Source organism: Rhodococcus sp. PD04 (genome assembly GCF_035918275.1).
In the GTDB taxonomy this organism is placed as follows: Bacteria; Actinomycetota; Actinomycetes; order Mycobacteriales; family Mycobacteriaceae; genus Rhodococcus; species Rhodococcus rhodochrous.
In genome coordinates, this window is the sequence record NZ_CP142143.1 from 581,460 (window position 1) to 594,456 (window position 12,997).

Genomic DNA, 12,997 nt, shown 5'->3' on the forward strand with positions numbered 1-12,997 from the left:
GATGCGAACCCTAGCAAAGGACTGCGCTGTGTCCGTGATGAGCGAGGACGCCCGGGGGTCAGGGAAGCAGGGTGTCGATGAAGGTGTTGCTGAACACCCGGTGCGGATCGAGACGGTTGTATACCGCGCGAGCCGAATCCCAGTTCTCGTCCGACGGAACACCTTCTCGGTAGGTGTCGGGCAGGCCCTGCGTCAGGATCTGTTCGTCCGTGTACGGCAGGTCGGGACCGAACGCCCAGCCCTTCGACCATTCCGGCCGGAAGGTCGAGTCGCTTCCGTTGTACCGCTGCCGCATCCACTGCTCCATCTCCCGGTAGAAGGCGAACATGCCGGGAGTTCCCGGGACACCGAGAACGTTGAGCCAGATGGCGGTGTCCCATTCCGGGTGGTCGGGACGCGGACGGGTCGACGCGATCGTCGGCGGTCCCGCAGACGGGACGAGGACGTCCTCCGGCTGATCCAGTCCGCAGCACCGGATCTCGACCGGACCGTTGAGGGGGAACTGTCCCAGGCTGCGGTAGTGCTCGATGCGCTCGGAGAACCAGTGCGCGAAGTCGTGGATCACGTTGGCGATGTTGGCGCGGTTCGTGAGCACCGCACCGCCGCCCTCGGTGAGGCGCAGGGTGGTGGCCTTGATGTAGAACTGCAGATCCTTCGACCAGCCCCAGATGTCGGACGATCCCGTCGCCGCCAGACCGGCCACCGTCACGCCGTAATAGGTCTGCCCGAAAGCCGGTGCGATCGAAGTGTTCCCGGCCGTGATCTGCCCCAGCAGGTCGGTGATCGGCTCGGGCACGTTGTCTGAGAACGGGTAGTTGTACGGCCCGGTGACCTCCCGCGAGGTGGCCGGCTTCTCCGGTGCGAGCGACCACACCTTCATCCACGGACGTTCCGTGAACGGATACCAGATCGCCTCGGCCCGCCCCGCCGAATCGACGAACGACTCGAAGGTCCGACCCGGCGCGCCGGCGGGCGAGAACAGTTCCTGCCAGGTGATGTCGGTGAAGGACTGGCAGCGCATGCGGTAGTTCGGTCCGGCCTGCAACGTGACGGACGTGATGAACGTCCGGCCGAGATGCGTGAGCAGCGGGGTGATCTCGGGATCGGCGCGGGTGAAGGTACGCAGTGCGTAGGCGCTGCCGTCCCACACGACGGCGGTCAGTTCGGTCACGAGATTGCTCAGCGACCCGAAGGTGTGGCCGGGGAGGGTGGATTCACCGTTGGCGGGCAGGGCGGCGCCGTGCGCGTTGACGGCGAGCGCCCCGGCGATCGACAACACGCCGGGCGCAGGAAGATTCGCGAGTCCGAGACCGTGGGCCTGCAATGCAGTGGTGATGGCGTCGAGCGTCGCGCCGGGACCTGCCGTGACGGTCGCGGGGGAGCCGCCGGGGCTCACCTGGACCCAGTCGAGATGGAGCATGGTGTCGGCGAGGATCACCCGGTCGACGGGTGCACCGTTGACGATCGTCAGCGGTGTCCAGCCGTGCATGGCCCCCCGCGGACGGATGGTGTATCCGTTCTCGTGCGCCCAGTTCACCAGGCGCACCACGTCGTCCGGGGTGCGAGGCGCGCAGGTCCAGATGGCGTCCAGCATGATCTCCTTGGACCAGTTCTGGTACGCCTGCTGGTACAGATCGATGCCGTCGGGGAACGCCGGGGGAGTGGGGAGCGTCGAGGCGGCGGACCCGGAAGGGACGGCATGGACCGGGGTCCATCCACCGAGGGCGGAGACCGCCAACGCACCGGCGCCGGCCGCGAGGAAACCGCGCCGCGACAGGCGCGGCGACGAATCACGAAGTGTCATGTTCGAATGTCGCTCTTTCGGGAGGGCGTGGCGATCACGCCACGGTGAGTACCACGTCGGCCAGGGCAGGGGCGAGATCGCGTTCGACGACGGAGGCGGTCACGAGCTTGCGGTCTCCGTCGTTCCACACGCGCACCCGAAGGGTCTCTCCGGGGAAGACCACACCGGCGAACCGGGCGCGGAATCCCTTCACGCGCGATGCGTCGGCGTCGAGCAGACCGTCGGTCACCGCCTTGCACACGATGCCGTAGGTGCACAGCCCGTGCAGGATCGGTGCCGGGAAGCCCGCCGCGGATGCGAACTCGGGATCGGAGTGGAGGGGGTTGCGGTCGCCGCACAGTCGGTAGAGCAGCGCCTGCTGTGGAAGGGTCGGCACGTCGAACTCGGCGTCCGGTTCACGATCGGGATACTCCACCGACTCCGACGGGCCGCGCTCGCCGCCGAAACCACCCTCACCGCGGGCGAAGATCGACGACCGCGCGGTCCACAGGGGATTGCCGTCGAGATCCTCGGTCACCGATTCCTGCACGACGACCGCGGCCTTGCCCTTGTCCCACACCTCGGCGATGCGGGTGACCGTGCGGCCCTTGCCCGATGCGGGGATGGGCGCGTGCACGGTCACCTCCTGGCTGCCGTGGACGACCTTGGCGAGATCGATCTCGATCCCGGGGAACGAGACCTTCGGCGGCTCGACCTGGTGGAAGGTCGCGGCGACCGTCGCGAAGGTGGGGAGCACCTGGGGATCCCTGTCCCGGAGGTAACGCAGCTCGCCTGCGTCGGTGGGGTGGGACCCGGCGCCGATGCCGAGGTTGTAGAGCTGGACATCGGTGCTGCTCCACTCGAATTCCTGGGCGGGCAGTTCGGCTCCGACGGCAACCGAAGGATCGATGGGCACAGGCGCTTCCTTTCTACGGCTCTGACTCGGGTCGATCGGGTCACACGGTGTCGGCGGATTCTCGCAGTTCCTCGGTGCGTTCGTCACCCGTGCGATCCAGGATGTCGAGGGCCGCGAGATAGCCGAAGGTCATCGCCGGTCCGATGGTGGCACCGGGCCCGGCGTAGGTGTGACCCATGACCGGGGAGCTGGCGTTACCGGTCGCGTACAGGCCGTCGATCACGCTGCCGTCCTCGCGCACCACCCGGCCGTGGACGTCGGTGACGAGCCCGCCCTTGGTGCCGAGATCGCCGGGGACCACCTTGAACGCGTAGAACGGGGCCTTGTCGACCACGCCGAGGCTCGGATTCGGCTTGTTGCGCGGATCCCCGTAGTAGTGGTCGTAGTGGGATTCGCCGCGGCCGAAGTCCTCGTCCTTGCCGGCCCGGGCGAAGCCGTTGAACCGCTGCACCGTCTCGGTGAGGGCGTCGGCCGGTACCCCGATCTTCTCGGCGAGTTCGGCGACGGAACCGGCCTTGACGAGCACCCCGGCCTCGAGCCACCGGCGGGGGAAGGGAGTGCGGGGGGTGATGCCGGCGAAGGTGTAGCGGTCGCGGTAGCGCTGATCGAGGATCAGCCAGCTGGGGATGTTCTCGCCCGGTCCCTCGCCGCGTCCGTGCTTGCCGCCGTACATCGCATGCGTCGCTTCGACGTAGGGCGCCGACTCGTTGACGAAACGCTTGCCCGCGGCGTTGACCATGAGGCACCCGGGGAGGCTGCGTTCCGACAGTGCGAACCACGGGCCGCCGGTGAGGGTGAAGGACGGTCCCCACCAGGCGTCGTCCATGAAATCGACTGCGGCGCCCAGCTTCTGTCCGGCGCGGATGCCGTCGCCGGTGTTCGCCTTCGCCCCCACGGTCCACTCGGTGCCGATCGGCTGACGCTGGTATTGCGCCCGCATCTCGGCGTTGTGCTCGAAACCGCCGCTCGCGATGATCACGCCCTTGCGGGCACGGATGACGCGCGTCTCGCCGTTCGCGACCACCTCGACGCCGCGCACGGCGCCGCCCTCGACGACGAGGTCGGTGAGCGCCGTCTCCAGCAGCAGGGGCACACCGGCGTCACGCAGACCGATCCGCAGACCGGCCATGAGTGCCTGGCCTCGGACGAGCAGGTGCTTCTTGGTGATGTTCGCCCAGACGAACCGGGCGCCGACCCGCATGGCGCGAATCGGTCCGCGCGGGTTCCGCATGAGCAGGTTCAGCCACTTGTAGTCGGCCTGGGTGATGACGAAGTTCTTGGGAGCGCGGGCGTAGTCGGGTTCGAGGAGAGCGAGATCCTCGCCGAGACGGCGACCGTCGAAGGGTGTCGGTTCCACCGAACGGCCACCGGGACGTCCGCCCGGCGCCTCGGGGTAGTAGTCGGAATAGCCCGGCACCCACTGCAGTTCGAGTGCGCTGTTCTTCAGGACGAAGGAGAGCATCTCCGGTCCGCGATCGATGTAGGTGTCGATCTTCTCGGCGGGTACGTCGTCGCCGATGATGCTGTGGAGGTATTTCCGGGCCTCCTCGGGTGTGTCGTCCACCCCGGCGGCCTTCAGGGCCTCGTTGTTGGGGATCCACACACCGCCGCCCGATCGGGCGCTCGACCCGCCGTAGCGTGGCGCCTTCTCGATCAGGACCACGTCGGCGCCCTTGCGGGCTGCGGTGATGGCGGCGGTCATTCCGCCGGCACCGCTGCCGACGACAACGATGTCGTACTCCTGCTTCGTCATGTAGAACACGTTATAGAAATGGCGGTGCCGAGTCCATCCCCGAATACGAAGAGTCCTGGACGTGAGGCGAACACGCGGCGACACCGACACTGGAACGCGATATCGGCCGGAACGACGAGCGACGGCACCGTCCGATGGGGACGGTGCCGTCGCGGGGTCGTTGCAGGTCGGGATCGATCAGGATCGGGCCGGTCGGGTGGGAGACCCGTCCGGTACAGGAAGGGTGCCGTCGAGCACGGCCCGGTCGATGCTCTCCCGGAGTCGCGGGCATCCTTCACGCGGTGTGATGGACGAACCTCGGAGCGAGGCGGTCTCGCGGAAGGTCGGGCACACGGTGTCCGGATCGTCCTGCCACTGCACGCTCGTGTGCGAGAGGCTGTTCTTGCGCACCAGTACGCAGGTACCGCACTCGTGGCACTGCACCTCGTGCTGGCCCGACTCCAGGTAGTTGATCTTGTCGATCGCGGTCTGGGCGGCGACGGCCTCGGCCCGCTCGGGCCATTGGGAGAAGTCCGGGGATTTCGCCCATCTGCTCCGCCGGGTCGAGGCGCTCATCGTCACACCTCCGCTTCCTGCTTGCCTTGTTCTTCCTCGCGCTTCTTGCGCTCGAGATTCTCGGCGACCTCCTTCTCCCAGGCCTCGTTGGCCTTGGCGGTGTCGACCTCGAACTCGAAGCGGCCCGTCATCTTCTCCGTCACGTCGGCGACGTCGACGTAGAACTGCTCGTACCAGCGACGGAGCTGGTAGACCGGACCATCCTCCTCGCACAGCAGCGGATTCTCGATCTTGGTCTTGTTCTTCCAGATCTCGACGTCCTGCAGGAAGCCTTCACCGACACCCTCGGTGAGCTTGGCGGCCAGCACGTCGGACTGCTCGGGTGACATGCCCTGCGGCTTCTTGACGATGATGCCGTACTGCAGCATGAACGAATCGTGCGTGATCGGGTAATGGCAGTTGATCAGTACGGATTCGGTCTGGTACCCGCCGTAGTTGTTCTTGAGCGGATTGATCATGTAGGAGGGGCCGTAGTAGGCCGCGTACGACTCGAGGGTCGACTCCAGGCCGTACTGCGTCGCCATGCCCTTGTCCGGCCGGCCCCGGGTGTTGAGGTACTGCTCCGCGATGTGCCCTTCGAAGACGTTCTTGAAGAACGTGGGGAAGGCGTAGTGGATGTAGAAGAAGTGCGCCATGTCGACGACGTTGTCGATGATCTCGCGACAGTTGGAACCTTCGATCCGGATCTGGTTCCAGGTCCAGTCCGTCCACTCGTCCGAGCCGTACTGCTCGATCTCGGGGATCGTGACCTCCGGGGGCGGGGTGTTGCCCTCGGGGTCGTTCCACACGAACAGCTGGCCGTGCTTCTCCATCGTTATCCACGAACGGGTGCGGGCCAGCGGGGGAACGCGCCTGGCATACGGGATGTCCGTGCACTTGCCGTTGCCGCCCCAGCGCCAGTCGTGGAACGGGCACGCAACCGAATCGCCCTTGATCTCGCCCTGTGACAGGTCGCCGCCCATGTGACGGCAGTACGCGTCGAGCACCTTCGGTTCGCCGTTGCTGTCGGCCCACACCACGAGTTTCGTGCCGAAGGCCTCGACGGCGTGGGGCTTGCCGTCCTTGAACGTGCGACTGAGGCCGAGGCAGTGCCAGCCTCGCGCGAAACGCGTCCGGACCTCTCCGACGTCGATCTCGCGAATCTGTGCCATGTCCGCTCACTTCCTTCCGGAAATCTCTTCTAGAACACGTTATAGAATTCGCGTCCCGAGGGGAAGGGTTCGGGGACTTTGGTCCCGCCATAGGGATTGTCTACCTGCGAATGCGGCGCGTCTCGACACGAATAAGAACATGTTCTAGTCTCGGTACAAGCGATCAATTCCTGAACAGACGGGAGCGTCCAGTGGGTGACCACGACAGCCACGAGGTACTGCAGCGGATCGACGCTCTGCTGCCCACACTGCGCGAACGAGCGCAGGAGGCCGAGAATCTGCGCCGTGTGCCCGACGACTCGATCAAGGAGCTCCAGGAGGCCGGCTTCTTCAAACTTCTGCAACCGGCCCAGTGGGGCGGATACGAGGCCGATCCCGTCACCTTCTTCACCGCGGTGCGCAACATCGCGAGCGCGTGCGGCTCGACCGGATGGGTCTCCGGCATCATCGGCGTCCACAACTGGCACCTCGCACTCTTCGGTCAGCAGGCCCAGGAGGAGGTCTGGGGCGACGACCCCGACGTCCGCATCTCCTCGTCCTACGCGCCCATGGGCGCCGGTGAGGTCGTCGACGGCGGATACAAGGTCAACGGTGCGTGGGCCTGGTCGTCCGGATGCGACCACGCGAGCTGGGTCGTCGTCGGTGGCCCGGTCATCAAGGACGGCCGCCCCGTCGACTTCGGCAGCTTCCTGATCCCTCGTTCCGAGTACGAGATCGACGACGTGTGGCACGTGGTCGGCCTGCGCGGCACCGGATCCAACACGATCAAGGTCAAGGACGTCTTCGTCCCGCGCCACCGCTTCCTCAGCTTCAAGGCCATGAACGACCTCGCCTCGCCCGGGCTCGAGCGCAACACCGCACCCGTCTACAAGATGCCGTGGGGCACCATCCATCCCACGACCATCTCGACGCCCATCGTCGGCATGGCCTACGGCGCGTACGAGGCCCACGTCGAACACCAGGGCAAGCGGGTCCGTGCGGCATACGCCGGCGAGAAGGCCAAGGACGACCCGTTCGCCAAGGTGCGCATCGCCGAGGCCTCGAGCGACATCGACGCGGCCTGGCGTCAGCTGTCGGGCAACGTCGCCGACGAGTACGCCCACCTCCTCGCCGGCGAGGAGGTTCCGATGGAACTGCGGCTGCGGGCGCGTCGCGACCAGGTCCGCGCGACCGGCCGTGCAATCACGTCGATCGACCGTCTCTTCGAGAACTCGGGTGCTACCGCCCTAGCGGACGGCACACCCATCCAGCGTTTCTGGCGCGACGCGCACGCCGGTCGTGTGCACGCCGCCAATGACGCCGAGCGCGCCTACGTGATGTTCGGTGCCGCCGAGTTCGGTCTGCCGATCACCGACACGATGGTCTAGGGGTGGATGTGACCGCAATCGACGAGATCACCTACGAGTCGACCTCCCGTTTCGCGCAGGTCCGCGACGACCTCCGCCTGCACTACCACGAGGCCGGCGTCGGCAACGACACCACGATCGTCCTGCTCCACGGCGGTGGACCGGGCGCGTCGTCGTGGTCGAACTTCGCAAAGAACATTCCGGTGCTGGCACAACGGTTCCACGTGCTGGCCGTCGACCAGCCCGGCTACGGCAGGTCCGACAAGCCGACCGAGCATCCGCAGTACTTCGTGCACAGCGCGTCCGCGCTGAAGGACCTGCTCGACACGCTCGGGATCACCGACCGCGTCCACCTCCTCGGCAACTCGCTCGGTGGTGGTGCCGCCGTGCGGTTCGCGCTCGACTATCCCGAACGCGCCGGACGGCTCGTCCTCATGGGGCCGGGTGGGCTGAGCGTCAACCTGTTCGCACCCGACCCCACCGAGGGCGTCAAGAATCTCGGCCGGTTCTCGTACGAGCCCACCCGCGAGAATCTCGAGGCGTTCCTGCGGATCATGGTCTTCGACCAGTCGCTGATCACCCCCGAGCTCGTCGAGGAGCGGTTCGCGTCGGCGAGCACCCCCGAGTCGCTCGCGTCGGCGAAGGCGATGGGAAAGTCGTTCTCCAGCGCCGAGTTCGAGAAGGGGATGCTCTGGCGCGACGCCTACAAGCTCCGTCAGCGGGTGCTGCTGATCTGGGGTCGCGAGGACCGCGTCAACCCGCTCGACGGCGCACTCGTGGCGCTGAAGATGATCCCGCGCGCACAGTTGCACGTGTTCGGTGGATGCGGCCACTGGGCACAACTCGAGAAGTTCGACGAATTCAACCGCCTGACAGTGGATTTCCTCACGGACGGAGTCGAATAGATGAGTATCCGGTCGCTGGCATATCTCCGGATCGGCGCCACCGACGTCCCGGCCTGGCGCGAGTACGGTCTCAAGGTCCTCGGCATGATCGAGGGCCAGGGCACCCACGCCGACGCGTTGTACCTGCGAATGGACGACTTTCCGGCCCGGCTCGTCATCGAGCCGCACGAGTCCGACAAGCTGCTCGTCTCGGGCTGGGAGACCGCGAACGCCGCCGATCTCCAGTCGGTTCGCGACAGTCTCTCCGCGGCGGGTGTTCCGTTCAAGGAGGGCACCGCCGAGCAGCTCGCCGATCGTCGCGTCGACGAACTGATCGTCTTCCAGGATCCGTCGGGCAACACCCTCGAGGCGTTCCACGGTGCCGCGCTCGAACACCGCCGCGTGGTCAGTCCGTACGGGCACAAATTCGTCACCGGCGAGCAGGGCCTCGGGCACGTGGTGCTCTCGACCCGCGACGACGAGGAATCGCTGCGCTTCTACCGCGACGTGCTCGGCTTCCGCCTGCGCGACTCCATGCGGATGCCCCCGCAGATGGTCGGCCGGCCCGCCGACGGAAAACCGGCCTGGCTGAGGTTCTTCGGATGCAACCCGCGCCACCACAGCCTCGCCTTCCTGCCCATGCCCACCCCGTCGGGCATCGTGCACCTGATGATCGAGGTGGAGAACTCCGACGACGTCGGTCTCGCCCTCGACCGAGCACTGCGGAAGAAGGTCAAGATGTCGGCGACGCTCGGGCGCCACGTCAACGACAAGATGCTGTCCTTCTACATGAAGACCCCCGGCGGATTCGACGTCGAATTCGGTTGCGAGGGGCTGCAGGTCGAGGACGGCGATTGGATCGCCCGTGAATCCACGGCCGTGAGCCTGTGGGGCCACGACTTCTCGGTGGGAATGCAGTAATGACCGCGCCGGAGGCCGGAGAGAACGGTGCGATCGACCCGCGGGCCTTCCGCACCGTGCTCGGGCAGTTCTGCACCGGAGTCACCGTCATCACCACCACCGAGGACGACGGGGCGCCTGTGGGATTCGCGTGCCAGTCGTTCGCGGCGTTGTCGCTCGACCCGCCGCTCGTATTGTTCTGCCCCACGAAGCAGTCCCGGTCGTGGGCGGCCATCGAACGAGCGGGCCGCTTCTGCGTCAACGTCCTCGCCGAGGAACAGCGGGAGACCTGCGCGCGGTTCGGTTCCCGCGAACCCGACAAGTTCGCCGGACTCGACTGGACGCCGTCCCCGTTGGGCTCACCCGTCCTGACGGGATCGCTCGCACACATCGATTGCACGGTCGAGACGGTGCACGACGGGGGAGACCACTGGGTGGTCTTCGGTCGCGTGTCGTCGCTGAGCGAAGTGCGCGACGAGAAGGAACGCCCGCTGCTCTTCTACCGCGGGCAGTACACCGGGATCCAACCGGAGAAGACGACGCCGGCGCCATGGCGCGACGATCTCGAAGCGTTCCTCACCTCCGTCACGGAGGACACCTGGCTGTAGATCGCAGACGGTAGGTACCGCACGACGAAGCCGGGACGACCACATCGAAAGTGGTCGTCCCGGCTTCGTGTGTGGATCAGGAGCGATCGGTGTCGGTCGCGTCGTCCGGTTCCTCCTCGTAGTACTCCGTGGTCACGACCCGGCGCACCAGGCGAGGCTTACGCGGTCGATCGGAATCGGCGTCACCTGCCGCTGTCGTGCTCGTGTCCGCCTTCGTGTCGGCCGTGCTCGTATCGCTCGTCTCGGTGCCGGCCGACGTCGGCGGCGTGAAGTGCGCCGGCCCCGTCGGTCCCGGACCGACGATCTCCTGATCGCTGCCGCTGCCGCTGTCGCTGCCGGGAGCTGCGTGGCGGGCGGTGTCCGCCGCCGAGTCCGCGGTCCCGGACGGTGTGGACGAGTCCGCGGTCCCGGTCGGCGTGGAGGGCGTCGCCGCGGTATGCCCGGGCATCGAGTGTTGGAGCGACTCGTCGCGCTGACCCTCGCTCGGCCTGTAGTTGCCGGCGATCTCCTCACGCGCGACATCGGGCGGCGTCGGTGAATGCCCGGTGCCCGCGGTATGCGATTGCGCGGTTCCCGCGGTGGGCGACTGTCCGGTTCCCGCCGGCCCGGCGGTACCGTACGACTTGCCGGTATGCGGTGTTCCGCCGCCGACCGCTCCACCTACGAGACCACCGCCGGCCGCTCCACCGGTGAGACCGCCACCGGCCGCGCTCCTCTCGTCGAGGCCGCTCCGATCGTCCGTGAATCCTCCTCGGTCGTCGCCGAGTCCTCTCCGATCGTCGCTGAGTCCGCCCCGATCGTCGCTGAGTCCGCCGCCCGCCGGGGTGTCCCCGAAACGGCGGTAGTAGCGGTACAGTTCGTCTTCCTCGAGCGGGGTCAGCTCCCCGTTCTCGTCGATGTTCGGGGCGCCGGTGATGGTGTCCTTGTCGAAGGGCAGGCGCACTCCGGAGCTGTCGAGTTCGGCTTCGTCGATAGGGGCGAAGTGCCGGCGCGTTCCGAACAGACCCGTGACGACGGTGATCCAGGCGGGTCGGCCTGTGTCGTTGTCCAGGTACACCTCTCCGACGCGTCCGAGCTTGTCACCGTCCGGCCCGTACGCGGTGGCGCGAGCGAGGGTGTCGATGTCGTCGTTGCTGATCATGATGTCCTCATCCGTGGGCGATGCGGCTTCCTGCAGTGCGGATGCCCTCCGATGGGAGTGACGAAACGCTGCCGTTACACCGCTCGCCGTTGCGCCGACCATCCCCGCGTGTTATCCATATTGTCAACAATCCGACAACCGGCGCGGGGGTGCGAGCCCTCGGCTGTTCGGAGGGATCGTCATGACCCGTCTTTCACCCCGCCTGCTGCAGGCAACGCCCGTCACCGTCGACCACGCCGAAGGGTGTTACATCCACGGCACCGACGGACGTCGGTATCTCGACTTCACCGCCGGCATCGGCGTCACGAGTACCGGCCACTGTCACCCGCACGTCGTCGAGGCCGCTCGCCGACAGATCGGCTCGCTCATCCACGGGCAGTACACGACCGTGATGCACCGGCCCCTGCTCGAACTCACCGAACGCCTGGGCACGGTGCTCCCCGAAGGGCTCGACTCGCTGTTCTTCGCCAATTCGGGCAGCGAGGCAGTCGAGGCGGCGTTGCGTCTGGCCCGCCAGGCGACAGGGCGGCCCGGAATCGTCGTCTTCCACGGCGGTTTCCACGGGCGGACCGTCGCCGCAGCCACGATGACCACCTCGGGAACCCGCTTCTCCGCGGGGTTCTCGCCCCTCATGGGCGGTGTGCACGTCGCGCCGTTCCCCACTGCCTATCGCTACGGCTGGTCGGAGGACGAAGCGACCGATTTCGCCCTGCAGGAACTGGACTACCTGTTCGCGACCCTCGTGGCGCCGGACGAGATCGCGGCCTTCGTCGTCGAACCGGTCCTGGGCGAGGGCGGTTACGTCCCCGGCAACACCCGGTTCTTCCAGGGATTGCGGCAGCGGGCCGACGAACACGGCATCCTGCTCGTCTTCGACGAGATCCAGACCGGATTCGGGCGGACCGGAAAGTTCTTCGGACATCAGCACTTCGACGTGCGACCCGACATCATCACCATCGCCAAGGGCCTCGCGAGCGGTTTCCCGCTGTCGGGTATCGCCGCCTCCGAGGAACTCATGGAGCGCGCCCGCCCGGGATCGCAGGGCGGCACGTACGGAGCGAATGCGGTCTCCTGCGCGGCGGCCGTGGCCACTCTCGACGTGATCGAGAAGGAGGGGCTCGTCGACAACGCCGCCGCACGTGGACGTGAACTGCTCTCCGGTGCACGGGAGAACACGATCGACGCCATCGGCGACGTGCGCGGCCTCGGCCTCATGGTGGGCCTCGAATTCACCACCGACGGAGCACCCGACCGGGAGCGGGCGACCGCAGCGCAGCAGCTCGCCGCGCAGAAGGGGTTGCTGCTGTTGACCTGCGGTGCGCACATGAACGTGGTGCGCATGATCCCGCCGCTGATCGTCACCACCCAGCAGATCGAGGACGCGCTCGGGATCTGGTCCGAGGTCCTCGCCGAGGTCCGATAATCCGTCGAACGAGGGAGTCCGCGTGGCCCGATACATCACGATCACTCTCGACAAGCGCGATATCACGTGCAGAGCACGGCTTCTCGACGACGAGGCGCCGCTCACCTGTGCGGCGGTGTGGGACGCCCTGCCGCAGAGCGGCTCGGCGTTCCACGCCAAGTACGCCCGCAACGAGCTCTACACCCTCGTCCCGAGGATCACCGCGGCACCGCACAGGGAGAACCCGACGGTGACTCCGATCCCCGGCGACGTGTGCCTGTTCGACTTCGAACCGTGGGAGATCGGTAATCCCGCATACGGTTACGAACCCGGATCGCAGGCCCATGCGCAGCAGGGAGCGACCGACCTCGCGTTGTTCTACGGCCGGAACAATCTGTTGCTCAACGGCGATGTGGGCTGGGTGCCGGGCAACGTCTTCGCGACGATCGAGGAGGGCCTGCCCGAACTCGCCGTCGCGTGCAACGACCTGTGGATCCAGGGGGTCGTGGGGGAGACGCTGAGCTTCGCACGCGCATAGACGGGCACCGCACGGGAACG

At 67.0% G+C, this 12,997-nt stretch carries 12 protein-coding genes; 6 read left to right on the forward strand and 6 right to left on the reverse strand.

Features of this window, described 5'->3' with window-relative positions; translation table 11 throughout:
- Positions 1–58: 58 nt before the first annotated feature.
- The 5 genes from U9J23_RS02685 to U9J23_RS02705 all read right to left on the reverse strand — a co-directional run bounded on the left by U9J23_RS02685 (position 59) and on the right by U9J23_RS02705 (position 6,158).
- Entirely contained in the window at positions 59–1,804 is a 1,746-nt protein-coding gene (locus tag U9J23_RS02685) for a cholesterol oxidase substrate-binding domain-containing protein (RefSeq protein WP_059382560.1), read from the reverse strand.
- A 34-nt stretch (positions 1,805–1,838) separates the two neighbouring features.
- Positions 1,839–2,699 (reverse strand): MaoC/PaaZ C-terminal domain-containing protein, encoded by an 861-nt coding sequence (locus U9J23_RS02690; protein WP_059382559.1) that lies wholly within the window; start codon positions 2,697–2,699, stop codon positions 1,839–1,841.
- A gap of 40 nt (positions 2,700–2,739) precedes the next feature.
- Positions 2,740–4,452, reverse strand: a complete 1,713-nt coding sequence (gene kstD, locus U9J23_RS02695; protein WP_174479625.1) for a 3-oxosteroid 1-dehydrogenase — start codon at positions 4,450–4,452, stop codon at positions 2,740–2,742.
- Between the two features lie 177 nt (positions 4,453–4,629).
- Positions 4,630–5,007 carry a hypothetical protein gene (locus U9J23_RS02700; RefSeq protein ID WP_059382557.1) on the reverse strand — a complete coding sequence of 126 codons (378 nt, stop codon included), beginning with the start codon at positions 5,005–5,007 and terminating at the stop codon, positions 4,630–4,632.
- A 2-nt stretch (positions 5,008–5,009) separates the two neighbouring features.
- The gene (locus U9J23_RS02705) at positions 5,010–6,158 is read right to left on the reverse strand and encodes a Rieske 2Fe-2S domain-containing protein (RefSeq protein ID WP_059382556.1); all 1,149 of its coding nucleotides are present in this window, start codon (positions 6,156–6,158) and stop codon (positions 5,010–5,012) included.
- A 191-nt stretch (positions 6,159–6,349) separates the two neighbouring features.
- Here U9J23_RS02705 and hsaA point away from each other — a divergent pair, with 191 nt between their 5' ends.
- Genes hsaA through hsaB form a run of 4 tightly spaced genes read left to right on the forward strand, consistent with a single transcriptional unit; the run spans position 6,350 to position 9,896 of the window.
- Entirely contained in the window at positions 6,350–7,525 is a 1,176-nt protein-coding gene (gene hsaA, locus U9J23_RS02710) for a 3-hydroxy-9,10-secoandrosta-1,3,5(10)-triene-9,17-dione monooxygenase oxygenase subunit (protein WP_059382555.1), read from the forward strand.
- Positions 7,526–7,533: 8 nt separating this feature from the next.
- The gene (gene hsaD, locus U9J23_RS02715; protein WP_085469481.1) at positions 7,534–8,409 is read left to right on the forward strand and encodes a 4,5:9,10-diseco-3-hydroxy-5,9,17-trioxoandrosta-1(10),2-diene-4-oate hydrolase; all 876 of its coding nucleotides are present in this window, start codon (positions 7,534–7,536) and stop codon (positions 8,407–8,409) included.
- The gene (gene hsaC, locus U9J23_RS02720) at positions 8,410–9,309 is read left to right on the forward strand and encodes an iron-dependent extradiol dioxygenase HsaC (RefSeq protein ID WP_059382554.1); all 900 of its coding nucleotides are present in this window, start codon (positions 8,410–8,412) and stop codon (positions 9,307–9,309) included. It begins immediately after the preceding gene.
- On the forward strand, positions 9,309–9,896 hold the full coding sequence (hsaB, locus tag U9J23_RS02725) for a 3-hydroxy-9,10-secoandrosta-1,3,5(10)-triene-9,17-dione monooxygenase reductase subunit (protein ID WP_059382553.1): 588 nt from the start codon (positions 9,309–9,311) through the stop codon (positions 9,894–9,896). Before hsaC ends, hsaB begins: the two co-directional genes overlap by 1 nt.
- A gap of 76 nt (positions 9,897–9,972) precedes the next feature.
- Here hsaB and U9J23_RS02730 read toward each other — a convergent pair whose 3' ends face one another.
- Positions 9,973–11,037 carry a PRC-barrel domain-containing protein gene (locus U9J23_RS02730; protein ID WP_326601262.1) on the reverse strand — a complete coding sequence of 355 codons (1,065 nt, stop codon included), beginning with the start codon at positions 11,035–11,037 and terminating at the stop codon, positions 9,973–9,975.
- Between the two features lie 181 nt (positions 11,038–11,218).
- Here U9J23_RS02730 and U9J23_RS02735 point away from each other — a divergent pair, with 181 nt between their 5' ends.
- Positions 11,219–12,460: an aspartate aminotransferase family protein gene (locus U9J23_RS02735; protein WP_085469447.1), complete on the forward strand. Its 1,242-nt coding sequence runs from the start codon at positions 11,219–11,221 to the stop codon at positions 12,458–12,460.
- A 22-nt stretch (positions 12,461–12,482) separates the two neighbouring features.
- Positions 12,483–12,977: a DUF3830 family protein gene (locus U9J23_RS02740; RefSeq protein WP_016694735.1), complete on the forward strand. Its 495-nt coding sequence runs from the start codon at positions 12,483–12,485 to the stop codon at positions 12,975–12,977.
- Positions 12,978–12,997: the final 20 nt, after the last annotated feature.